This is a genomic window from Fulvimonas sp. R45 (assembly GCF_030504985.1).
In the GTDB taxonomy this organism is placed as follows: domain Bacteria; phylum Pseudomonadota; class Gammaproteobacteria; order Xanthomonadales; family Rhodanobacteraceae; genus Rhodanobacter_A.
On sequence record NZ_JASERU010000023.1, the window covers coordinates 1 to 19784 of the forward strand.

The window sequence follows — 19784 nt, forward strand, 5'->3', positions numbered from 1 at the left end:
TGATCTGTTCTCCGGAAAAGCGCTTCTTCACGTCCAATCTCCTTCGGTTGGGGGATTGGACTCCAAACGGCCGTGCTACTCAAAACCGGGGGGACGTCGCCATCGACCTCCACGAAGTCAGCCAAAGTAAGCTGCCCAACCTCAGCCACACGGGCGCCGGTATACAACCCAATCCAAGCGCCCCAGCGTGCCGCTTTACTGAGCCCTTCCAAGGTTTCCGGTGAGTACAAGGCCTGAATTTGCTCTTGGGTGAAAGGCTTGAAGCCGAGGGCGCGACGCTTGCGCTTTTCCCTGGTGCCATACACAACTTGGCCTGCTGCCGGATTGTCGTCTTTGGCGAAGGCCGGGTAGTACCCACGGGCCTTGGCCCAGTCGAAAAAGCCGCGCAAGTAGCCGCATTTGTTCACGATAGTTGGGGTTTGCAGACCGCCAGCACGAAGCGCCTGAACCCAGTTGCCCACGTCAACGCGGCCAGCGTCCTTGAGTGAGCTCTTCTCGCCATAGTGACGAGCGAAACCTTCGACCGCTGTTGTTTTTATTTCGAAGGTCTTGGGGCGGGTGCTGGATTTGATCTCAGCCAACCACGAGGACACGGCCTTCGCAATTTGGATGACCGGAATCTTGGATGCGGGGTCAGGGGTAGGAGCAGAAGATGCAGCAGCACGAGCTGCCTGCATGAACTCTTGGTAGTACGGCTCTTGATCCAACCGTCCGATACGGTCGACCGCATCCATCGCGAACTGATGATCCGACTTGCCGTTGGCCTCAATTTCGACGGTGCCATCCGGGTGACGGATGACCTTGTACCCCAAGGCAATCGCCCTGGCGATTTCCTCAACAGAAGGTACGCCATCCATAGCTACAGACACACCCAGTCCCCAACCTGTGTGAAGGTTCGAGCATACGCTTGAACAAGGTCTAACGCACGTTGCTGCGCGGTCAACAAATCGCGTGTACGAAGGCTTCGAGTGACCTCGTGCTTACCTGTCGCCTGATGCGAAGACAGTCGTTGGCGAAAGTGCCAGATGCCTGAGGGTGCCAACCGCAGATAGTTGGGGATGCGCATATCGTTCCTGTGGAGCGATATGTGGAACGACAAACCCACCCACAGAAAAGCAAAAACCCCTGTAAAAACAGGGGCTTAGCAGTGCTGGCGGAGAGAGAGGGATTCGAACCCTCGATAAGGCTTTTGACCCTATACTCCCTTAGCAGGGGAGCCCCTTCGGCCTCTCGGGCATCTCTCCGGATTTGCTTCCGCGCTTTGGCGGAGCCGGCAAGGATACTTGCCGGCGGGCTCGAGGTAAAGCCTGGATCAGTGCTCGCCCGACTCGTCGGACGCGCCGCCGTCGTTCTCGCCCTTGATGCGCTGGTAGATCTCCTCGCGATGCACCGCGACGTTCTTGGGGGCGTTGATGCCGATACGCACCTGGTTGCCCTTCACGCCGAGAACGGTGACGGTCACCTCGTCGCCGATCATCAGGGTTTCGCCGACCCTGCGGGTCAGAATCAACATATCGCTACTCCATTGAATACGAGTGGTCACAGGCCTCTGCGTAGCGGTGCCTCACCCCTGAGCACGACCACCTGCAGTTCGGCTACAGCGTCCGAAAGGCCTTGCCGCCTTCCCGGGCCATACTACATCTTGCTGATCCGAAAGACGCCTTGCCTCCGTGCCGCCGCCTTCACGCCGGCACGACATCCACCGGATGGTAGCCGAGCGTCCGCCACGGGGCAATGCGTCCGCGGCGTGACAAACGGCCTAGGCATCCTGTCTGGCATTTGACAGCTGCGTGGCGACCCAGTTCCGCGTTGCGGCCAGCAATTCAGGCAGTTGCGGCACGTCCGTGCCGCCACCCTGGGCCATGTCCGGGCGGCCGCCGCCCTTGCCGTCGATCTGCCGGGCCAGCTGCGCGACCACCTCTCCAGCCTTGATGCGACCCAGCGCGGCGCCGTGCACGCCAGCGACCAGGGCGACCTTGCCGTCGGCCGCGCCGGCCAGCAGCACCACGCAGTCGCCGAGCGCCTGCTTGAGCTGGTCGACGCCATCGCGCAGGGCCCTGGCATCCAGCCCTTCCAGCCGCGCGGCGACGAGCTTGACGCCGTCGACGGCCTGCGCCGCGCCGGCCAGGTCGGCGATGGCGGAACCGGCCGCCTTGCTGCGCAGGGATTCCAGCTCGCGTTCCAGCTTCTTCTGCCGATCGAACAGCTGGCGCAGCTTCTCCACCGCGTCGTCACCGCTGCTGGAAAGCAGGTGCGACAGCTCGCCCAGTCGACGCTCCTCGTCGGCCACGAAGGCCAGCGCGCCGTTGCCGGTGACCGCCTCGATGCGACGCACGCCGGAGGCCACGCCGGACTCGGCGACAATCTTGAACAGGCCGATGTCGCCGGTGCGTCCCACATGGGTGCCGCCGCACAGCTCGGTGGAGAAGTCGCCCATGCGGAGCACGCGCACCTCGTCGCCGTATTTCTCGCCGAACAGCGCCATCGCGCCGAACGCGATCGCGTCGTCGTAGGCCATGTGGCGCACGTCGGCGGCGGCATTGCCGCGCACCTCAGCATTGACCATGGCCTCCACTTCGGCCAACTCCTCGCGGCTCAGCGGCTTGTGATGGGCGAAGTCGAAACGCAGGCGGTCGGGCGCCACCAGCGAGCCCTTCTGGGTGACGTGGGTGCCCAGCACCTTGCGCAGCGCGGCGTGCAGCAGGTGGGTGGCGGAATGGTTGAGCACGATGGCCTGGCGGCGCGCGGCATCCACCTGCGCCTCCACCACGTCGCCGGTCTTGAGCGGCTGCGCGCCCTGCCAGCTGCCGACGTGGCCGAAGAACACACCGCCCATCTTCAGCGTGTCGGCCACGGCGAAACGGCCGCTGCCGTTCGACAGCACGCCGGTGTCGCCCACCTGTCCGCCGGACTCGGCGTAGAACGGGGTGCGATCGAGGATCACATAGCCTTCCTCGCCTGCTGCGAGCTGCTTGACTTCGCGGCCGTCGCGCACGATGCCCAACACCTTGCAGCCGGTCGCTGCCAGCGTCTCGTAGCCTAGGAAGGCGGTGGGCGCCAGCTGGCTGGCGAGCTCCGCCGGCATCTGCCCCCTGGCCTCGAACTTGCCGGCGGCGCGGGCGCGCTCGCGCTGCTCGTCCATCGCCCGCTCGAAGCCGGGCATGTCCACCTCGAGGCCACGCTCGCGCGCGATGTCGGCGGTGAGGTCGACCGGGAAGCCGTAGGTGTCGTACAGGCGGAACGCGTCGGCACCCGCGATGGTCGTGCCGGAAAGCTTCCCGGCCACCTCGTCGAACACGCGCATGCCGTGCTCCAGCGTCTCGCCGAAGCGCTGTTCCTCGGTACGCAGGGCGTCCTCGACGAAGGCGCGCTTCTGCGCCAGCTCGGGATAGGCCTCGCCCATCTCCTCGACCAGCGGCGCGACCATCTTCCAGAAGAAGTCGCCGCGCACGCCCAGCATCCAGCCGTGCCGCAACGCGCGGCGGATGATCCGGCGCAGCACGTAGCCGCGGCCTTCGTTGGACGGCAGCACGCCGTCGACGATCAGGAACGAGCAGGCGCGGATATGGTCGGCGATCACGCGCAGCGACTGGTTGGCCAGATCCTTCGTGGCCGTGAGCTCGGCCGCCACCTTGATCAGGTGCTGGAACAGGTCGATCTCGTAGTTGGAGTGCACGTGCTGCAACACGGCGGCGAGGCGCTCCAGGCCCATGCCGGTGTCCACGCAGGGCGCGGGCAGCGGCGAGAGCGTGCCGTCGGGCGCGCGGTCGAACTGCATGAACACCAGGTTCCAGATCTCGATGTAGCGGTCGCCGTCCTCGTCGGGCGAGCCGGGCGGACCGCCGGCCACATCCGCGCCATGGTCGTAGAAGATCTCGGTGCACGGGCCGCAAGGGCCGGTGTCGGCCATCTGCCAGAAGTTGTCGGAAGCGAATGGCGCGCCCTTGTTGTCGCCGATGCGCACGATGCGTTCGGCCGGCACGCCGACGTCCTTGTGCCAGATGTCGTAGGCCTCGTCGTCGGTGTGGTAGACGGTGACCCAGAGCTTCTCGGCCGGCAGCCTGAACACGCCGGTCAGCAGCTCCCATGCCCAGACGATCGCATCGCGCTTGAAGTAGTCGCCGAACGACCAGTTGCCCAGCATCTCGAAGAAGGTGTGGTGGCGCGCGGTGTAGCCCACGGCGTCCAGATCGTTGTGCTTGCCGCCGGCGCGCAGGCAGCGCTGCACGTCGGCCGCGCGCACGTACGGCAGCTTCTCGCTGCCCAGGAACACGTTCTTGAACGGCACCATGCCCGAGTTGGTGAACAGCAGCGTGGGATCGCTGGCCGGCACCAGCGAGCTGGACGGCACGATGGTGTGCCCCTTCGAGCGGAAGAAATCGAGGAAGGTCGAGCGGATGTCGGCCGTTTTCATGCGGGTCTGGGTCATGCTGTCGTGGCGGGAGGGCTGCGGATAAGCCACGCCACGACGCGCCGCGATCAGCTTTCCTCGTCGGCGTCGTCCACTTCGGCGTGGGTCACATATCTTACTGTGGCGGCGGCAAAGCCGCGGCGCAAGAGAAATTGCGCCCTCCGGCCCTGTTCGGCGCGGTCCGCGGCGGGCTTGCCGCCGTAGTGGCGGCGCAGCTGGGCGGCGGCGTGGGCCTGCCAGTCCACCTCGGCCTCGTCGAGCAGGCGGCGGATCGTGGCGTCGGCCAGGCCGTGGGTCTTCAGCTCCATGCGGATGCGCAGCGGACCGTAGCCCTGCCCGGCGCGGTTGCGCAGCAGCATGGCGGCAAAACGCTCGTCGTCCTGGTAATTCTGCTTGCCGAGGCGGTCCAGCGCGGCTTCGGCCTCGTCGCCGCCGTAGCCGCCACGGTCGAGCTTGCGCCGCAGCTCGCGCCGGGACTGCTCGCGCCGTGCCAGCAGCCCCAGCGCCTTGTCGTAGGCGCTAGGGCGTGGCTTGTCGGCATCTTCGCGCCTGCGCCTCACGGGAGGGTTCCACCCCCGTGGGCAGATGGCCGGAGCGCGGCGATCACGCCTCTTCCAGCGCTTCCTCGGAGGCGGCGGTGGCGCCCTTGCCGCCCTGGACGAGCAGGCGTGCGCGCAGCTCGCGGTCGATCTCGTCGGCGATGGCCGGGTTGTCCCTGAGGTACTGGCGCACGTTTTCCTTGCCCTGGCCGATGCGTTCGCCGTTGTAGCTGTACCAGGCGCCGGACTTGTCGATCAGGTTCTGCGCCACGCCCATCTCGATGATCTCGCCCTCGCGCGAGGTGCCCTCGCCATAGAGGATCTCGAACTCGGTCTGGCGGAACGGCGGCGCCACCTTGTTCTTGACCACCTTGACGCGGGTCTCGGAACCGATCACCTCGTCGCCCTTCTTCACCGCGCCGATGCGGCGGATGTCCAGGCGCACCGAGGCGTAGAACTTCAGCGCGTTGCCGCCGGTGGTGGTCTCGGGGCTGCCGAACATCACGCCGATCTTCATGCGGATCTGGTTGATGAAGACCACCAGGCAGTTGGATTTCTTGATGTTGGCGGTGAGCTTGCGCAGCGCCTGGCTCATCAGGCGGGCGTGCAGGCCGACGTGGGAGTCGCCCATTTCGCCCTCGATTTCCGCCTTCGGGGTCAGCGCGGCGACCGAGTCGACCACGACCACGTCCACCGCGCCGGAGCGCACCAGCATGTCGGCGATTTCCAGCGCCTGCTCGCCGGTGTCCGGCTGGGAGACCAGCAGGTCGTCCACGTTCACGCCCAGCTTCTGGGCGTAGCTGGGGTCGAGCGCATGCTCGGCGTCGACGAAGGCCGCGGTGCCGCCGTTCTTCTGGCAGTTGGCGATGACCTGCAGGGTCAGCGTGGTCTTGCCGGAGGATTCCGGGCCGTAGATCTCGATCACGCGGCCGCGCGGCAGGCCGCCCACGCCCAGCGCGATGTCCAGGCCCAGCGAGCCGGTGGACACGGTGTCGATGGCATCGTCGGTGCGGTCGCCCAGGCGCATGACGGCTCCCTTGCCGAACTGCTTCTCGATCTGGCCGAGGGCGGAGGCGAGCGCCTTGCGCTTGTTGTCATCCATCGTCTTGGTTCCGGTTGGTGGTGATGGGAGGCATGATGCCCGGAGCGCGTCTCACGGGCTGCGATGCGTTGGAGTATCCCACATCGGTCAAGCCGGCCTGCCGGTCGGCGACGCCGCGGCGCGTCGGCCTCCGCCGATGCCGGGCGCGGGTGGGCGCCGCCGCGCGCCGCCAGCCGGCGACGCGCCCGGACACGCCCCATCCGGCCACGGGCCGCGTGCCATGCGCAGGCATGCCCGGGGGCGGCCCGCTCACTCCGCCAGCGTCTTCCGCAGCCCGTCCAGCGCCGCCGCCACGGTCTGCCGGCGCACCGCCTCGCGATCGCCGTCGAAACGGTACAAGCGTGCGTGGGCGTAGCCGCCGCGCCGCTTCCAGCCGATCCATACCGTGCCCACCGGTTTCTCCGGCGTGCCGCCGGACGGCCCGGCGATGCCGGTGACCGCCACCGCCACGCCCGCGCCGAAACGGGCCAGCGCGCCGGAAACCATTTCCAGCGCGGTTTCCTCGCTCACCGCGCCGTCGTGCTCCAGCGTGCGTGGATTGACGCCCAGCAGGGCCTCCTTCGCCTCGTAGCTGTAGGTGACCACGCCGGCGTCGAACCAGGCCGAGCTGCCCGGCAGGTCGGTGAGCACCTTGGCGATCCAGCCGCCGGTGCAGGACTCGGCCGTCACCAGCATCAGCTTCTGCCGCTGCACCTCGTCGGCGACCTGCCGCGCCAGCGCGCGCAGTTCGGCATCGGTAGGAACGGATGGCGACTCCATGCGAGACTCCCGGTCTTGGACCCGGCACGTTAACGCGGAGCCGCGACTCGTTCCACCCTCCGGACACCCCGCAGCTGCATGAGCCTCGACGAGCTTTCCCAGCACACCCCGCTGATGCGCCAGTACCTGGCCGCCAAGGCCGCGCACCCCGACGTGCTGCTGTTCTTCCGCATGGGCGATTTCTACGAGCTGTTCTACGACGACGCGCGCAAGGCGGCGCGGCTGCTCAACATCACGCTGACCCAGCGCGGCCAGTCCGCCGGCCAGCCTATCCCGATGGCCGGCGTGCCCTACCACGCGGTGGAGAACTACCTGGCGAAGCTGGTGCGGCTGGGCGAGTCGGTGGCGATCTGCGAGCAGATCGGCGACCCCAGCGGCAAGGGCCCGATGGAGCGCAAGGTGGTGCGCGTGGTCACCCCCGGCACCATCACCGACGAGGCCCTGCTGGAGGAGCGCCGCGACAACCTGCTGCTGGCGATCGCGGCCGGGCCGCGTGGCGACTACGGCCTGGCCTGGGTCGACCTCGCCGGCGGCCGCTTCCTGCTCAGCGAGGCGGCGAACGCCGAGGCGCTGGCCGCGGAACTGGCGCGGCTGCAGCCGGCGGAGACGCTGGTGGACGAGAGCGTGGCCTGGCCGAAGCTGGTCGCCGCCCTGCCCGGCCTGCGCCGCCGCCCGCCCTGGCATTTCGATGGCGACGCGGCGCGGCGCGAACTGAACCGCTTCTTCGGCACCCGCGGCCTGGACGGCTTCGGCGTCGACGGCCTGCCGCTGGCCATCGGCGCCGCCGGCTGCCTGCTCGGTTACGTGGAGGAAACCCAGAAGAGCGCGCTGCCGCACCTGTCCGGCATGGCGGTGGAAGCCGCCAGCGAGACCATCGCGCTGGACGCCGCCACCCGCCGCAACCTGGAGCTGGACACCCACCCCAGCGGCCGCACCGAGCACACCCTGCTCGGCGTGCTGGACGAGACGGTGACGCCGATGGGCGCGCGCCTGCTGCGCCGCTGGCTGAACCGCCCGCTGCGCTCGCGCGAGGTGCTGCGCGCCCGCCACCAGGCCATCGGCACGTTGATCGACAACCGCCGCTACGAGCCGTTGCGCGAGCAACTGCGCGGCATCGGCGACCTGGAGCGCATCCTCGCCCGCGTAGCGCTGCGCTCGGCGCGGCCACGCGACCTTTCCACCTTGCGCGATGGCCTCCTGGCAGCGCCCGAGCTGCGATCGCGCATCGCGGAACTCGACAGCCCATTGCTGCACGCCTTGGTCGGCCGCATCGGCGACCATGCCGGCAGCGCCGCGCTGCTGGCGCGTGCCATCGTGCCGCAGCCGCCGGTTCTGCAACGCGACGGCGGCGTCATCGCCGACGGCTACGATGCCGAGCTGGACGAACTGCGCCGGCTGTCCACCCACGCCGACCAGTACCTGGTGGAACTGGAGGAGCGCGAGAAGGCCGCCAGCGGCATCCCCACGCTGAAGGTGGGCTACAACCGCGTGCACGGCTACTACATCGAGATCGGCAAGGCGCAGTCGGACAAGGCGCCCACGCACTACACGCGCCGCCAGACCACCAAGAACGCCGAGCGCTACATCACCGAGGAGCTCAAGCAGTTCGAGGACAAGGTGCTCAGCGCGAAGGAACGCTCGCTGATGCGCGAGCGCGCGTTGTACGAGGCGCTGCTCGACACGCTCACCGCCACACTGGAGCCGCTGAAGCGGGCCGCCGCCGCCATCGCCGAGCTGGACGTGCTGGCCACCCTGGCCGAGCGCGCCGAGACGCTGGACTGGAGCGCGCCGGAACTGGTCGACGAACCCGGCATCGCCATCGAGCGCGGCCGCCACCCGGTGGTGGAGAAGGTGCGCGATGAGCCGTTCGAGCCGAACGACCTGAAGCTCGACGACGCCCGCCGCATGCTGGTCATCACCGGTCCCAACATGGGCGGCAAGAGCACCTACATGCGGCAGAACGCACTGATCGTGCTGCTCGCCCACGTCGGCAGCTACGTGCCGGCGACGCGCGCCGTGGTCGGCCCGGTCGACCGCATCTTCACCCGCATCGGCGCGGGCGACGACCTCTCGCGCGGCCAGTCCACCTTCATGGTGGAGATGAGCGAGACCGCCAACATCCTGCACAACGCCACCGAGCACAGCCTGGTGCTGATGGACGAGGTGGGCCGCGGCACCAGCACCTACGACGGCCTGGCGCTGGCGCGCGCGGCCGCGGTGCACCTGGCCACTGCCAGCCGCGCCTTCACCCTGTTTGCCACCCACTACTTCGAGTTGACCGAACTGGCCGGCACATACCCGGCCATCGCCAACGTGCACCTGGACGCGGTCGAGCTTCACGACCAGGTGCGGGGCGACCAGCTCGTCTTCATGCATGCGGTGAAGGACGGCCCCGCCAATCGCAGCTTCGGCCTGCAGGTGGCCGCGCTGGCCGGCCTGCCGAAGGCGGTGATCGCCGACGCGCGGCGGACGCTGGCGGAACTGGAGCGCGGCATGCACCAGCACGCCCCGACCGCCAGGCCCCAGGCCGACGCCTCGCCGCAACTTGGCCTGTTCGCGCCGCAGGAACCTTCCGCCGCGGAACGCGCCCTGGCCGACATCGACCCCGACGCGCTCGCGCCGCGCGAGGCGCTGGAGGCGCTTTACCGCCTGAAGGCCCTGCTCTGAAAGCCGACCGGCCGCGCCCCGGGCGCAGCCGGATCCCTTGGCCTACGCGGCCTGCGGCAACGGTTCGGGGAAAGGTTCGCGCCACGCAGGCAAGGCCATCATCCGCTCGTGCCAGCGCCGGATGTGCGCGAACTCCCCCACCGGCAGGCGCGCCTGCTCCGCCCACGGCAGCAGCACGGCGACACCGAAGTCCGCGATGCTGAGCTTGCCGCCCACCAGGTAGTCGCGGTCCTCCAGGTGCGCATCCAGCACGGCGGCGAAGCGGCGGAAGAACGCGGTCGCCTCTTCCACCGCCGCCGCGTTCGGCTCGCCCAGGCCGAGATTCGGCTTGATCATGTGCTCGAAATACAGCGCACCGCCATGCCGCGAGAAATGCGCGATGTCCCAGGACAGCCAACGCAGCACCTCGACCTGGCTCGCGGCGTCGGCCGGCCACAGGTCGGAACCCGCCTTCACCGCGAGGTGGGCCATGATCGCGGTGCTCTCCCACAGGCGCAGCCCGCCGTCGACGAGCAGCGGCACCTTGCCGTTCGGGTTCTCGGCCAGGAAGGCCGGCGTGCGCTGCTCGCCGCGGCCCAGGTCGATCCTGACGTATTCCACCGGCGAGCCGAGGTATTTCGCCACCGCGCAGGCCTTGCGCGGGTTCATCGTCTCTGCGTAATACAGCTTCATGTCGCTGCTCCTTGGGTGAGGGTGCTGCCATTGGGCGATACGCAGTGTCCACGCGGGCTACATATGTTCAAGAACATATTCAGCACCCGGGATACGCTGGGCGCCCCCGTCACTCCGCCACCGCCGCCATGCCCTATACCGCCGAGCACAAGCAGAGAACCCGGCAACGCATCGTCGAGTGCGCGCGCGAGCTGTTCAACCACCGCGGCTTCGCCGACGTCTCCATCGACGAGATCATGCAGCGCGCGGGCCTGACCCGCGGCGGCTTCTACAACCACTTCAAGGCCAAGGAGGAGCTCTACGCGGAGGCGGTCGCCATCTACCTGGACTTCGACCCCTCGCAACGCTGGCATGGCATCGAGTTCGACGCCCGCGCCCGCGGCGTCGAGGCCGCGTGCCAGATGGTGAACATCTACCTGTCGGCCGCGCACCTGGAGGACATCGAAGGGCACTGTCCGCTGATCGCCCTGCCCTCGGACACCGCACGCGCGGGTCCGCGCGTGCGGGAGGCCTATCGCAGGCTGGTCGAGCGCATGGCGGCGGTGATGACCGCCGGCACGGAGGAACAGGCCGGGACGCAGGCACGCGAACGCGGGCTGGCCATCACCGCGTTGTGCGTGGGCGGCATGGTGCTGGCGCGCACCCTCGACGATGCGCGGTTCGGCGACGAGATCCGCCGCGCCGCGCACACCATCGCGCTGGAGCTGATCGCCACCGAGCCCGCGGAAACGCCGTGAGGCGGTGGCGATGGCCCGGAAAGCGCAGGATTCCGACGCCCCTCAGAGCCTGTTCAAGATCTCCCCGTAGCTCGCGTTGCCTTGCCCTGGCCGCCCGGTGGGAGTGCGTGGCGCAGCGCCTGCCTGGCGGGCAGGTCAAGCCGCGCGCTGCCGCATGGCGGCCAGGGCAAGGCAACCCTTCGGGCCGGGTCTGTTTGCCCACAGGCCGGCGTCATCGCTCCGTCGTGGACGGACGTCCACTCCCTCGCTCTTCCTTGGCCTGCGCGCAAACAGCTCCCGGCGCGGGCCACGGGGAGATTTTGAACAGGCTCTCAGGCGGCGATGCCGGCCACCGGCCCGGGCACCGTGCGCTCTTCCGGCACGGACGGCGCGACGGTTTCGAGCACCACCTCGCGCACCGGCAGGCGTCCGGCCACGGTCAGCTTGTGGATGCAGGCCGCCACCTCCGCATGGCCGAACGGCTTCTTGATGAAGTCGTCGGCGCCGAAGCGCTGCACGTAGAACTGCTCGGTGGCCTGCGGGTTGCCGCTGATCATCACGATCGGGATGTGCGCGGTGAGCGGGTCGTGGCGCAGCGCGCGCAGCACGGCGAAACCATTGATGCCGGGCAGCACGATGTCCAGGAAGATCAGTTCGGGCAGCGCGGCGCGTGCCAGTTCCAGCGCACCCTCCCCGTCGGCGGCCTTCTGCACCACGTAGCCGTCCCTCTCCAGCATGCGGCCGAGCACGGCGCAGATGGTGGGCGAATCGTCGACGACCAGCATCCGCGTGCCCGCCGCCGCCTGCCGGCAGGCGACACCGCCATGTTCCCCGTCGGCCGCATGGCCGAGCAGGCGTTTGAAGAATCCCATTCCGTTCACGGCGCAATCCCCAGTCGGTCCCCGTCCCTGCAGGCTGGCATCGGCACGCCACCCGGCTGGTCGTCATGTTCCGGCAAGCATCGCGTCAAATCTGCGAAGCAATGCTCAACCGCCATCCTTGAGTCGCCTGAGTTCCCGCCGCGCCTGCTTGTCCGGGCGCTTCGGCGGTGCCGTGGCGCCGACCATGCGGCGCTCGGCACGCGCCGTCTCGCGCGCCAGCCGGCTGGCGTCGGTCTCGCGATACAGCGCCTGCGCCACACTGGCCGGGCCGCGCCGTTCGGAGAGCGCCAGCACCTCGACCTCCAGCCGCTCTTCGCCGCGGGCGATCCGCAACCGGTCGCCCGCGCGCAGCGTCTTCGCCGGCTTGCAGCCGCCGCCGTTCACGTCGACATGGCCGCCCACGATGGCCTGCTTCGCCAGGCTGCGGGTCTTGAAGAAGCGCGCGGCCCACAGCCACACGTCCACGCGGACTTCGGCCAGGCCGGTATCGCCTGCCTCGTTCATCGATGGCATGATCGCTCCATTCTCATCGGAATACGCCAACATGGACACGTTGCTGCATGCGATCGCTCCTTGCGCGGGTGCCTTCCTGCTCGGTTTCGCCACGGCCCGGCTGTTCCAGCGACGCCCAGCCCCCCAGGCGCCGCCACCGGACGAAAGCATCGGCGACGCGCAAATCGAGGCCGAGGTGCGCGCCGGCCGAACCGTCGAGGCGCTGCGCCTGTATCGTCGACGCTACGCCTGCGATCTGCGGCAAGCCAAGGAAGCCATCGACGACCTCGCCCGCCGCAAGGGCTTGATCGACTGAGACGGCTATCCCGGCAACCACAGGTTGCCCAGCGGCACGGTCAGCAGCGACAGCACGATGCCGGCGCCGAGCACGGCGTTGGCCAGCGGCGCGTCCAGCCCGTACTCGTCGGCCAGGATGGCGGCCGACACCATCGGCGCCATCGCCGCCTGCAGCACGCCGACGGTCAGCACCAGCCCGCCCACGCCGGCGGCCACGCCCAGGCCCCAGCACAGCAGCGGCGCGGCCAGCAGCTTCCAGCCCAGGCCCCAGCCCATCGCGCCCAGCTGGCCGCCTTCCGGCCGGAAACGGAACTGCAGGCCCACCGAGAACAGCGCCAGCGGCGTCAAGGTGGCGCCGATCGGGGCGAGCACGCCGTCCAGCGCGCGCGGCCAGCCGCCGAGCGCCCCCGCCACGATGCCCACCAGCAGCGCCACGAAGGCGGGAAAGGTGAGGATGCTGCGCGCGATCAGGCGCGGCTGCGGCGCACGTCCCGCGTACAGGCAGGCCACCACGATGCCCGCCGAGGCCAGCAGCGGAAAGCAGCCGAGCTGGTCGGCCACCACCGCCAGCGACAGCCCCGCCTGCCCGTGCAGCGCCTGCATCATCGGGTAGCCCATGAACGAGGTGTTGCCCAGCCCGCATACCAGTACCAGCGCGCCGATGCGCCGGCGCGACCAGCCCAGCCTCGGCCCGAGCAGGCCGAACAGCAGCCACGCGCCGAAGAACACCAGCCACATCGCCGCCACCGGGAACCACAGCGCCGGATCGGGCTTCACCTGCGGGATCAGCTGCAGCACCAGCGCCGGCAGTGCCACGTTGATCACCCACCAGTTGAGGCCATGCGCCAGGCCGGCCGGCGGGCGCGCGAAACGCGCCACCAGCGCACCCAGCACCAGGCAGGCGAACAGCAGCAACAGGGCGCTCATCGGCGCGACGGGGGGCGGGAAACCATGCGCGACATTAGACGCGATGCGGTCCGCGCCGTCATCCCGACCCAAGTCGAATCGACAACGACGCATCGGGGATAATCACGCCTCCGCCCCGCCTCCTTCTTCATGACCACCCACGACCACCGCGTGCACGGCCTCGCCGCCGACGAAGTGCCGCCCGACTGGCCTCCGCTCGCCGACGCCGACGTATCGCGCCTGCTCGGCCGCTACCCGGGCCTGGACGCGCCGCGCGCGATCCGCTGGCACAGCCCGCGCCCGCTGTCCGCCGCCGCGCTGGTCGACACCGCCGGCGGCCGCGTGTTCGTCAAGCGCCACCATCGCTCCGTGCGCAATGCCGCCGTGCTGGCCGAGGAGCACGCCTTCATGGCGCACCTGCGCGGCGCCGGCGTGCCGGTGCCCGCCGTGCTGGCCGATGCCGAAGGCCGCACCGCCGTCGCGCTCGGCGACTGGACCTGCGAGGTGCACGCAACCGCCGACGGCCTCGACCTCTACCGCGACACGATGTCGTGGACGCCGCTGCGCGACCTCGACCACGCCCGCACCGCCGGCGCCATGCTGGCGCGCGTGCACGACGCGGCCGAAGACCATGCCGCTTTCCAACGCGATACGCACCTCCTCGTCGCGCGCAGCGAACTGATCGAGGCCGCCGACCCGGTGGCCGCACTGGAGGCGCAGTTGCCCACACGCCCCGGCCTGGCCGGCTACCTGCGCCAGCGCGACTGGCGCCGCGAGCTGGCCGGGGCGCTGGCGCCGTTCCACGCCGCCGTACAGCCGCGCATCGCCCGCCAGCCACGCCTGTGGACCCACGGCGACTGGCACGTCTCCAACCTGTGCTGGAGCGGCGCCGGCCCGCACGCGCGCATCACCGCCGTGCTCGACTTCGGCCTGGCCGCCCGCACGTTCGCGCTGTTCGACCTCGCCACCGCGATCGAGCGCAATGCCATCGCATGGCTGGAAGGCATCGGCGACATCGCCCGCCCCGACACCGCGTGGGCCCTGCTCGCCGGCTACCGCGAACGACGCCCGCTCGGCCGCGACGACCTCGCCCTGCTGGCCGACCTGCTGCCCATCGTGCACGTCGACTTCGCGCTGTCCGAAGTGGAGTACTTCAGCGCCATCACCGGCTCGCAGGCCAACGCCGACGTGGCCTGGCACACCTTCCTGCGCGGCCATGCCGCGTGGTTCGCCTCGCCGCATGGACAGGCGTTGCTGGATGGCATCCGCGCACTGGCGTGACCGTCACCGTTCGCGCTGAGCGTAGCCCGCGACAGCGGGCGAAGTCGAAGCGACTGGCGTGCGGGAGTCCTTCGACTCCGGCCTGCGGCCTACGCTCAGGACGAACGGCTTGGGTCTGGACGTCCGTCCGTGCTTCAATACACAGCTTGAAGCGGGGGTGCCCGGCATGGCCGGGCTGAGAGAGTCCCTTGGAACCTGATCCGGTTCGCACCGGCGTAGGGAGCTTGATTCGGAATCGCATCCCGTCCGGGCACGCGTTCCGCCGTCGCTTCGTCCACTCCCGACGAACGACGACGATGAACCTTCCCCGCACCTCCCTGTTGCTCGCCCTGCTCGCCGCCCTGAGTCCTGCCGCACGAGCCGCCGACGCCGCGCCGCAGACCACCGACCTCGCCCCGGTGCAGGTCAAGGCCAAGGTCCACGACGACCACCACGGCACCGCGATCGATGCCTACGGCAACGCCTCCCTGCGCGACACGCCTGCCTCGGTGACGGTGGTCGCGCGCCGGCAGCTCGACGACCGCCAGATCCGCACGCTCAGCGAGCTGGCCCGCGAGGACGCCTCGCTGGGCGACAACTACGCCCCGGTCGGCTACTACCAGGACATCGCCATCCGCGGCTATCCGCTCGACCTCGCCACCGGCTTCCGCACGAACAACCTCACCATCACCGGCGAACAGGAAGTGGCGCTGGAGGACAAGCAGCGGGTGGAAGTGCTGAAGGGCCTGGCCGGCCTGCAGGCCGGCGTGATGGAACCGGGCGGCGTGGTGAACTACGTCAGCAAGCGCCCGGCCGACGTGCACACCGTCACCCTCGGCACCGATTCGCACGGCTCGCGCTACGGCGCGCTCGACGTGGGCGGCTGGCTCACGCCCGACTTCGGCCTGCGCGCGAACCTCGCATGGGAAGACACGCACTCGTATGTGCGGCATGCCGACGGCCGCCGCAACTTCTACGCCATCGCCGCCGACTGGCGCATCACGCCGAAGGCCACGCTGGAGCTGGACAGCGACTACCAGGCCAGCGCGCAGCGCTCGGTCTCCGGCTACCAGCTGCTGGGCGGCGACCTCATCCCCCGACACGCCAGCACCACGCGCATGCTCGGCTACGAGCCGTGGCAGCAGCCGGTGAGCGTGCATGCGTCGAACACCAGCGCGCGCCTCAATTACGCCTTCGACGATGCCTGGCGCCTGCGCCTCGCCGCCGGCCACAGCCGCAGCGTGATCGACGACAACGTGGCCTTCGCCTACGGTTGCTTCTACTCGCCCGATTGCGCCAGCGGCGCCACGCCCGGCAACTTCTTCGCCCCGGACGGCGACTACGACGTCTACGACTACCGCAGCCCCGACGACACCCGCGTCGGCGACGAGGCGCGCGCCACGCTGGAAGGCCACCTCGAGACCGGCGCGATCGGCCAGGACCTGACTTTCGGCGCGCAAGCGTTCCGCCGCACCATCGACCGCCGCGTCGAGGTGTACGACTACGTGGGCACCGCCAACATCGCCGACATCGACCCGCCGTACTTCGCGCCCTCGCCCAACCAGCCCGGCCCGTCGGCGCGGCGGCTCACCAGCTGGCAGCGTTCCGCGTTCGCGCTGGACCGCCTGCACCTGGGCGACGCCTGGCAGCTCGTGCTGGGCGACCGCCTGGTGCGCCTGCACGAGCGCGCCTACGACGACGCCCGCGCGCCGGAACGCGACACCCGCATGAGCAAGGCGCTGCCGCAGGCCGCGGTGCTGTGGCAGCCGAGCGCGCCGCTCACCGTCTACGCCAGCTACAGCGAGGGCCTGTCGCTGGGCCTGGAGGCGCCGTACTGGACCAGCAACGACGGCGACATGCTGGGGCCGCGCCTGTCGCGCCAGCTGGAAACCGGTGTGAAGTTCGCCGCCAGCGCCGCGCTCGACCTCACCGCGGCGCTGTACCGCATCCGCCAGCCCTACCAGTTCGCGCAGCCGGACGCGTCCGCCGCCGGCTTCACCTTCGTGCAGCGCGGCGAGGAAGTGCATACCGGGCTGGAACTGGCCGCGCATGGCCGGGTGACCGACCACCTGCGCATCGACGCCAGCGCCAGCCTGATCCGCGCCCGCGCGCAGCACACCGGCACGCCCGCCTACGACGGCCACCAGGCCGCCAACGTGCCGCGCCTGCGCAGCGCGGTCTACCTCGACTACACGCTGCCGTTCCTGCCGAAGCTGGGCCTGCTCGGCGGCTGGCGCTACGCCTCGCCCAACGTGGCCACGCCGGACGGCCGCGTGCGGGTGCCCGCGTACCACGTGTTCGACGCCGGCCTGCGCTACGCCACGCAGTGGAACGGCCACGCGCTGACCTGGCGGCTGTCGGTGGACAACCTGTTCGACCGCTTCTACTGGCGCGACACCGGCAGTTCCGACGGCGACAGCTACCTGTTCCCCGGCGCGCCGCGGCTGGCGCGGCTCTCGCTCACCGTCGGCCTGTGATCGCATGACCTGGGTCGAACTCGCCGCCGCCGTGCTCAGCGCCTGGGGCGTCTGGCTCACCGCGCGCCGGCGGCCATGGTGCTGGCCGGTGGGGCTGGCCTCGGTGATCGTCTACGCCTGGGTGTTCGTCGACGCGAAGCTGTACTCCGACGCCCTGCTGCAGGGCGCCTTCGGCGCGATGATCGTGTACGGCTGGGTGCGTTGGCTGCAACACCTGGGCGACGACGGCCGCGTGCGGATCGCCGCGCTGCCGCCCGCGCAGGCGGCATGGCACGCGGCGCTGGGCGCGCTGGGCGCCGTGCTGCTCGGCGCCTTCATGCACCGCTGGACCGACGCCGCCCTGCCCTGGCTGGACGCTGCGCTCACCGCCTTCAGCATGGTCGCGCAGTGGTGGCAGGCGCGGCGGCACGTCGCGGCATGGTGGCTGTGGATCGTGGTGGACGTGGTCTACGTAGGCGAATACGTCTACAAGCACCTGCTGATCACCGCGGTGCTCTACGCCGGTTTCGTGTCGCTGGCGGCGATCGGCCTGCGCGACTGGCGCAAGGCGGCCGCATGCCGCGCCACCGGTTGAACAGGCGCTAAGCTGGGCGCCCCCAAGCGCCCGGGAAACGCCATGAAGCCACGCCTCCTCGCCGCCGCACTGCTGACGCTCGCCCCCCTCCACGCATGGGCCGCCTGCGGCGCCACCGATGCCAAGAGCAGTCCCGCCCAGGTCGTCCAGGCCCAGGTGGACGCCTACAACGCGCACGACATCGACGGGCTGGTCGCCTGCTATGCGAAGGACGCGAGCCTGTCCTTCCTCGACGGCGAACACCCGTCGACCCATGGCCGCGACGCCATCCGCAAGGTGTTCGGCTTCCTCGCCAGACAGTCGAAGGCCTTCCACGTGGAGATCGTGCGGCGCGCCGCCACCGGTCCGGTGGTGGTCGACCTGGAGCGCCTGCACGGCCTGCCGCCCGGCAAGCACCTGCCCGATGCGTTCGCCATCTACGAGGTCCGCGACGGCCTGATCGCCAAGGTCTGGTTCCCGCCGTCGAAGTGACCCGGCGACACGGCCACGCGCCGAGGCTTCGCCTCAAGGAAAGTCGTCGATACCCAGGACGTGGCCGTGCCGCGCGACGAAGTCATCGGCGTGAACAGCGCTGGATGGCAGGTTGGGGCTGGCGTGCATCTCCGCGCAAGTCCACAGGCTGCCCGAGCGCAGGCACAGCCAGGTCAGCATCACGCTGCTGGACAGCACCCGCAGCACGAAGCACGGCTGCGCCTGCGCCGTCCGCCGCGGGGTTCAGCCATCCAGCTCCACCACGCGCGGCGTCACTTCGCGCCCGTCCACCCGCAGCTCGCCCACGCAGATCGGCAGCGCGAAGCGCCGTCGCCCGGCGCTGCCGGGGTTGACGAAGAGCACGCCGCCGCGCTGTTCCACCAGCGGCCGGTGCGAGTGGCCCGACACCACCACGTGCACGCCGGCCGCGGCCGGATCGACCGCCAGCTGCTTCAGGTCGTGCAGCACGTACAGCCGCACCGCGCCCACCTGGAGCGTGACGGCCTCCGGCAATCGCGCCAGCGGCGGCTCGCGGTCGTTGTTGCCGCGCACGGCGGTCACCGGTGCCAGCACGTCCAGCGCTTCCAGGATCGACGCATCGCCAATGTCGCCCGCGTGCACGATGCGTTCGCAGCCGCGCAGGAAATCGACGGCGGCCGGACGCAACAGTCCATGGGTGTCGGAAATCAGGCCGATGCGATGCATGCTTCCTCCGTTGGCGTGCCGATCGTGCCGCGCCGGTCGCGACCGCACCGTGACGACATGCGATGGCCGGTAATTGACAGCGCCGCCGCTTCGGCGGACATTCGGACCGGGTGGGAGATCGACAGCCCGCGCCCCGCTCCGACGGGCACGGAAGGAGGGCTCATGAAAGCGAAACGACTATCCCTGCTGGCCCTGTTCGGCCTGCCGCTGGCCATCGCGGGCACGGCCACGGCCGGCTCCGCCTCGCTCAGCCCGTTCCCGCCGAAGCTGTTGCCCGTGCTGGTGAACGTCGATGCGTCCGGCAAGGTGACCGAAGCCTCGCCGGCCATGGCATTGCCCCCGGCGTTCGACCGCCTGCTGCGCAGGAACCTCGACGAGTTGATCACCGGGCCGGCGCACAGCCACGGCCGCGCCGTGAGCAGCCAGTTCGTGATCAACCTCTACCTGCGTGCCACGCCCCGCCAGGACGGCGAATACGACGCGCATTTCGCCTACGTGTCGACCACGCCCGTGCCCTCCGGTCGGTGGCACTGGGTGGACCTGAACGGGCGTCGCCTCGCGCTCGCCCCGGACGGCTCGTATCCGACGCGGTTCTTCCGCGCGCCGCAACCGCAATTCCGGCCGGACTATATGCCGCAGCACAATTTCCAGCCGCGCCAGCCCGCCACGGCCGGCATGCGGACACCCCCGCCCGCGCCGCCACCCTCCCCGCCGCACCGTTGACGCGTCGTGGTCCATGAAAGGCCCGCCATCCGGCGGGCTTTTCGATGCCACGCGATGCCGCACGCCTCAGAGCCTGTTCAAAATCTCCCCGTGGCCCGCGCCGGGAGCTGTTTGCGCGCAGACCAAGGAAGA

Annotated in this window: 19 protein-coding genes, 1 tRNA gene, 1 pseudogene and 1 riboswitch; of the genes and pseudogenes, 8 read left to right on the top strand and 13 right to left on the bottom strand. The window is 69.8% G+C overall.

Going from position 1 to position 19784, the window contains the following annotated elements; genetic code table 11:
- From QMK61_RS15725 to QMK61_RS15755, 7 genes and pseudogenes are all read right to left on the bottom strand, one after another.
- Positions 1–857: pseudogene (locus QMK61_RS15725) on the bottom strand (hypothetical protein); the annotation flags it as partial.
- A 294-nt stretch (positions 858–1151) separates the two neighbouring features.
- A tRNA-Ser gene (locus QMK61_RS15730) sits at positions 1152–1244 on the bottom strand.
- Between the two features lie 68 nt (positions 1245–1312).
- Positions 1313–1513 carry a carbon storage regulator CsrA gene (gene csrA / locus QMK61_RS15735; protein ID WP_302073181.1) on the bottom strand — a complete coding sequence of 67 codons (201 nt, stop codon included), beginning with the start codon at positions 1511–1513 and terminating at the stop codon, positions 1313–1315.
- 246 nt (positions 1514–1759) lie between these two features.
- A complete protein-coding gene (alaS, locus tag QMK61_RS15740; protein WP_302073182.1) occupies positions 1760–4414 on the bottom strand; it encodes an alanine--tRNA ligase in 2655 nt (884 codons plus the stop codon).
- A gap of 65 nt (positions 4415–4479) precedes the next feature.
- The gene (locus tag QMK61_RS15745) at positions 4480–4971 is read right to left on the bottom strand and encodes a regulatory protein RecX (RefSeq protein ID WP_302073183.1); all 492 of its coding nucleotides are present in this window, start codon (positions 4969–4971) and stop codon (positions 4480–4482) included.
- Between the two features lie 43 nt (positions 4972–5014).
- Complete coding sequence (recA, locus tag QMK61_RS15750; RefSeq protein ID WP_302073184.1) at positions 5015–6052, bottom strand: recombinase RecA; 1038 nt, start codon at positions 6050–6052, stop codon at positions 5015–5017.
- A 249-nt stretch (positions 6053–6301) separates the two neighbouring features.
- Complete coding sequence (locus tag QMK61_RS15755; RefSeq protein WP_302073185.1) at positions 6302–6811, bottom strand: CinA family protein; 510 nt, start codon at positions 6809–6811, stop codon at positions 6302–6304.
- Positions 6812–6889: 78 nt separating this feature from the next.
- On the opposite strand from QMK61_RS15755, the gene mutS reads away from it, so the two are divergent.
- Complete coding sequence (gene mutS, locus QMK61_RS15760) at positions 6890–9478, top strand: DNA mismatch repair protein MutS (protein WP_302073186.1); 2589 nt, start codon at positions 6890–6892, stop codon at positions 9476–9478.
- Positions 9479–9520: 42 nt separating this feature from the next.
- Here the strand turns inward: mutS and QMK61_RS15765 are convergent, their stop codons facing one another.
- The gene (locus QMK61_RS15765) at positions 9521–10150 is read right to left on the bottom strand and encodes a glutathione S-transferase family protein (RefSeq protein ID WP_302073187.1); all 630 of its coding nucleotides are present in this window, start codon (positions 10148–10150) and stop codon (positions 9521–9523) included.
- Between the two features lie 128 nt (positions 10151–10278).
- On the opposite strand from QMK61_RS15765, the gene QMK61_RS15770 reads away from it, so the two are divergent.
- Positions 10279–10887 (top strand): TetR/AcrR family transcriptional regulator, encoded by a 609-nt coding sequence (locus QMK61_RS15770; protein ID WP_302073188.1) that lies wholly within the window; start codon positions 10279–10281, stop codon positions 10885–10887.
- A gap of 311 nt (positions 10888–11198) precedes the next feature.
- Here QMK61_RS15770 and QMK61_RS15775 read toward each other — a convergent pair whose 3' ends face one another.
- Entirely contained in the window at positions 11199–11738 is a 540-nt protein-coding gene (locus QMK61_RS15775; protein WP_302073189.1) for a response regulator, read from the bottom strand.
- Positions 11739–11852: 114 nt separating this feature from the next.
- The gene (locus QMK61_RS15780; protein WP_302073227.1) at positions 11853–12251 is read right to left on the bottom strand and encodes an RNA-binding S4 domain-containing protein; all 399 of its coding nucleotides are present in this window, start codon (positions 12249–12251) and stop codon (positions 11853–11855) included.
- A gap of 40 nt (positions 12252–12291) precedes the next feature.
- On the opposite strand from QMK61_RS15780, the gene QMK61_RS15785 reads away from it, so the two are divergent.
- On the top strand, positions 12292–12555 hold the full coding sequence (locus QMK61_RS15785) for a hypothetical protein (RefSeq protein ID WP_302073190.1): 264 nt from the start codon (positions 12292–12294) through the stop codon (positions 12553–12555).
- 5 nt (positions 12556–12560) lie between these two features.
- Here the strand turns inward: QMK61_RS15785 and QMK61_RS15790 are convergent, their stop codons facing one another.
- Positions 12561–13463, bottom strand: a complete 903-nt coding sequence (locus QMK61_RS15790; RefSeq protein WP_302073191.1) for an AEC family transporter — start codon at positions 13461–13463, stop codon at positions 12561–12563.
- A gap of 129 nt (positions 13464–13592) precedes the next feature.
- Between QMK61_RS15790 and QMK61_RS15795 the strand changes: the two genes are divergently transcribed.
- From QMK61_RS15795 to QMK61_RS15810, 4 genes are all read left to right on the top strand, one after another.
- Positions 13593–14723 (top strand): phosphotransferase, encoded by a 1131-nt coding sequence (locus QMK61_RS15795; RefSeq protein WP_302073192.1) that lies wholly within the window; start codon positions 13593–13595, stop codon positions 14721–14723.
- A 143-nt stretch (positions 14724–14866) separates the two neighbouring features.
- Positions 14867–14962, top strand: a riboswitch (TPP riboswitch).
- A gap of 57 nt (positions 14963–15019) precedes the next feature.
- The gene (locus QMK61_RS15800) at positions 15020–17179 is read left to right on the top strand and encodes a TonB-dependent siderophore receptor (RefSeq protein WP_302073193.1); all 2160 of its coding nucleotides are present in this window, start codon (positions 15020–15022) and stop codon (positions 17177–17179) included.
- A gap of 4 nt (positions 17180–17183) precedes the next feature.
- The gene (pnuC, locus tag QMK61_RS15805; protein ID WP_302073194.1) at positions 17184–17753 is read left to right on the top strand and encodes a nicotinamide riboside transporter PnuC; all 570 of its coding nucleotides are present in this window, start codon (positions 17184–17186) and stop codon (positions 17751–17753) included.
- 42 nt (positions 17754–17795) lie between these two features.
- Positions 17796–18224 (top strand): nuclear transport factor 2 family protein, encoded by a 429-nt coding sequence (locus tag QMK61_RS15810; protein WP_302073195.1) that lies wholly within the window; start codon positions 17796–17798, stop codon positions 18222–18224.
- A gap of 33 nt (positions 18225–18257) precedes the next feature.
- Here QMK61_RS15810 and QMK61_RS15815 read toward each other — a convergent pair whose 3' ends face one another.
- Together QMK61_RS15815 and QMK61_RS15820 are read right to left on the bottom strand one after the other, a co-directional pair.
- A complete protein-coding gene (locus QMK61_RS15815) occupies positions 18258–18404 on the bottom strand; it encodes a hypothetical protein (protein WP_302073196.1) in 147 nt (48 codons plus the stop codon).
- 63 nt (positions 18405–18467) lie between these two features.
- A complete protein-coding gene (locus tag QMK61_RS15820; protein ID WP_302073197.1) occupies positions 18468–18929 on the bottom strand; it encodes a metallophosphoesterase family protein in 462 nt (153 codons plus the stop codon).
- Between the two features lie 162 nt (positions 18930–19091).
- Between QMK61_RS15820 and QMK61_RS15825 the strand changes: the two genes are divergently transcribed.
- The gene (locus QMK61_RS15825) at positions 19092–19652 is read left to right on the top strand and encodes a hypothetical protein (RefSeq protein ID WP_302073198.1); all 561 of its coding nucleotides are present in this window, start codon (positions 19092–19094) and stop codon (positions 19650–19652) included.
- Positions 19653–19784 lie beyond the last annotated feature (132 nt).

What these genes read in the sequence shown, in the direction of transcription:
- mutS (WP_302073186.1), top strand. Translation starts at nt 6,890, where the DNA reads ATGAGCCTCGACGAGCTTTCCCAGCACACCCCGCTGATGCGCCAGTAC.
- QMK61_RS15815 (WP_302073196.1), bottom strand. Translation starts at nt 18,404, where the DNA reads ATGCTGACCTGGCTGTGCCTGCGCTCGGGCAGCCTGTGGACTTGCGCG.
- QMK61_RS15785 (WP_302073190.1), top strand. Translation starts at nt 12,292, where the DNA reads ATGGACACGTTGCTGCATGCGATCGCTCCTTGCGCGGGTGCCTTCCTG.
- QMK61_RS15820 (WP_302073197.1), bottom strand. Translation starts at nt 18,929, where the DNA reads ATGCATCGCATCGGCCTGATTTCCGACACCCATGGACTGTTGCGTCCG.
- csrA (WP_302073181.1), bottom strand. Translation starts at nt 1,513, where the DNA reads ATGTTGATTCTGACCCGCAGGGTCGGCGAAACCCTGATGATCGGCGAC.
- QMK61_RS15775 (WP_302073189.1), bottom strand. Translation starts at nt 11,738, where the DNA reads ATGGGATTCTTCAAACGCCTGCTCGGCCATGCGGCCGACGGGGAACAT.
- alaS (WP_302073182.1), bottom strand. Translation starts at nt 4,414, where the DNA reads ATGAAAACGGCCGACATCCGCTCGACCTTCCTCGATTTCTTCCGCTCG.
- QMK61_RS15780 (WP_302073227.1), bottom strand. Translation starts at nt 12,251, where the DNA reads ATGAACGAGGCAGGCGATACCGGCCTGGCCGAAGTCCGCGTGGACGTG.
- QMK61_RS15800 (WP_302073193.1), top strand. Translation starts at nt 15,020, where the DNA reads ATGAACCTTCCCCGCACCTCCCTGTTGCTCGCCCTGCTCGCCGCCCTG.
- QMK61_RS15755 (WP_302073185.1), bottom strand. Translation starts at nt 6,811, where the DNA reads ATGGAGTCGCCATCCGTTCCTACCGATGCCGAACTGCGCGCGCTGGCG.
- QMK61_RS15765 (WP_302073187.1), bottom strand. Translation starts at nt 10,150, where the DNA reads ATGAAGCTGTATTACGCAGAGACGATGAACCCGCGCAAGGCCTGCGCG.
- QMK61_RS15770 (WP_302073188.1), top strand. Translation starts at nt 10,279, where the DNA reads ATGCCCTATACCGCCGAGCACAAGCAGAGAACCCGGCAACGCATCGTC.
- QMK61_RS15790 (WP_302073191.1), bottom strand. Translation starts at nt 13,463, where the DNA reads ATGAGCGCCCTGTTGCTGCTGTTCGCCTGCCTGGTGCTGGGTGCGCTG.
- QMK61_RS15825 (WP_302073198.1), top strand. Translation starts at nt 19,092, where the DNA reads ATGAAAGCGAAACGACTATCCCTGCTGGCCCTGTTCGGCCTGCCGCTG.
- QMK61_RS15795 (WP_302073192.1), top strand. Translation starts at nt 13,593, where the DNA reads ATGACCACCCACGACCACCGCGTGCACGGCCTCGCCGCCGACGAAGTG.
- QMK61_RS15810 (WP_302073195.1), top strand. Translation starts at nt 17,796, where the DNA reads ATGAAGCCACGCCTCCTCGCCGCCGCACTGCTGACGCTCGCCCCCCTC.
- recA (WP_302073184.1), bottom strand. Translation starts at nt 6,052, where the DNA reads ATGGATGACAACAAGCGCAAGGCGCTCGCCTCCGCCCTCGGCCAGATC.
- pnuC (WP_302073194.1), top strand. Translation starts at nt 17,184, where the DNA reads ATGACCTGGGTCGAACTCGCCGCCGCCGTGCTCAGCGCCTGGGGCGTC.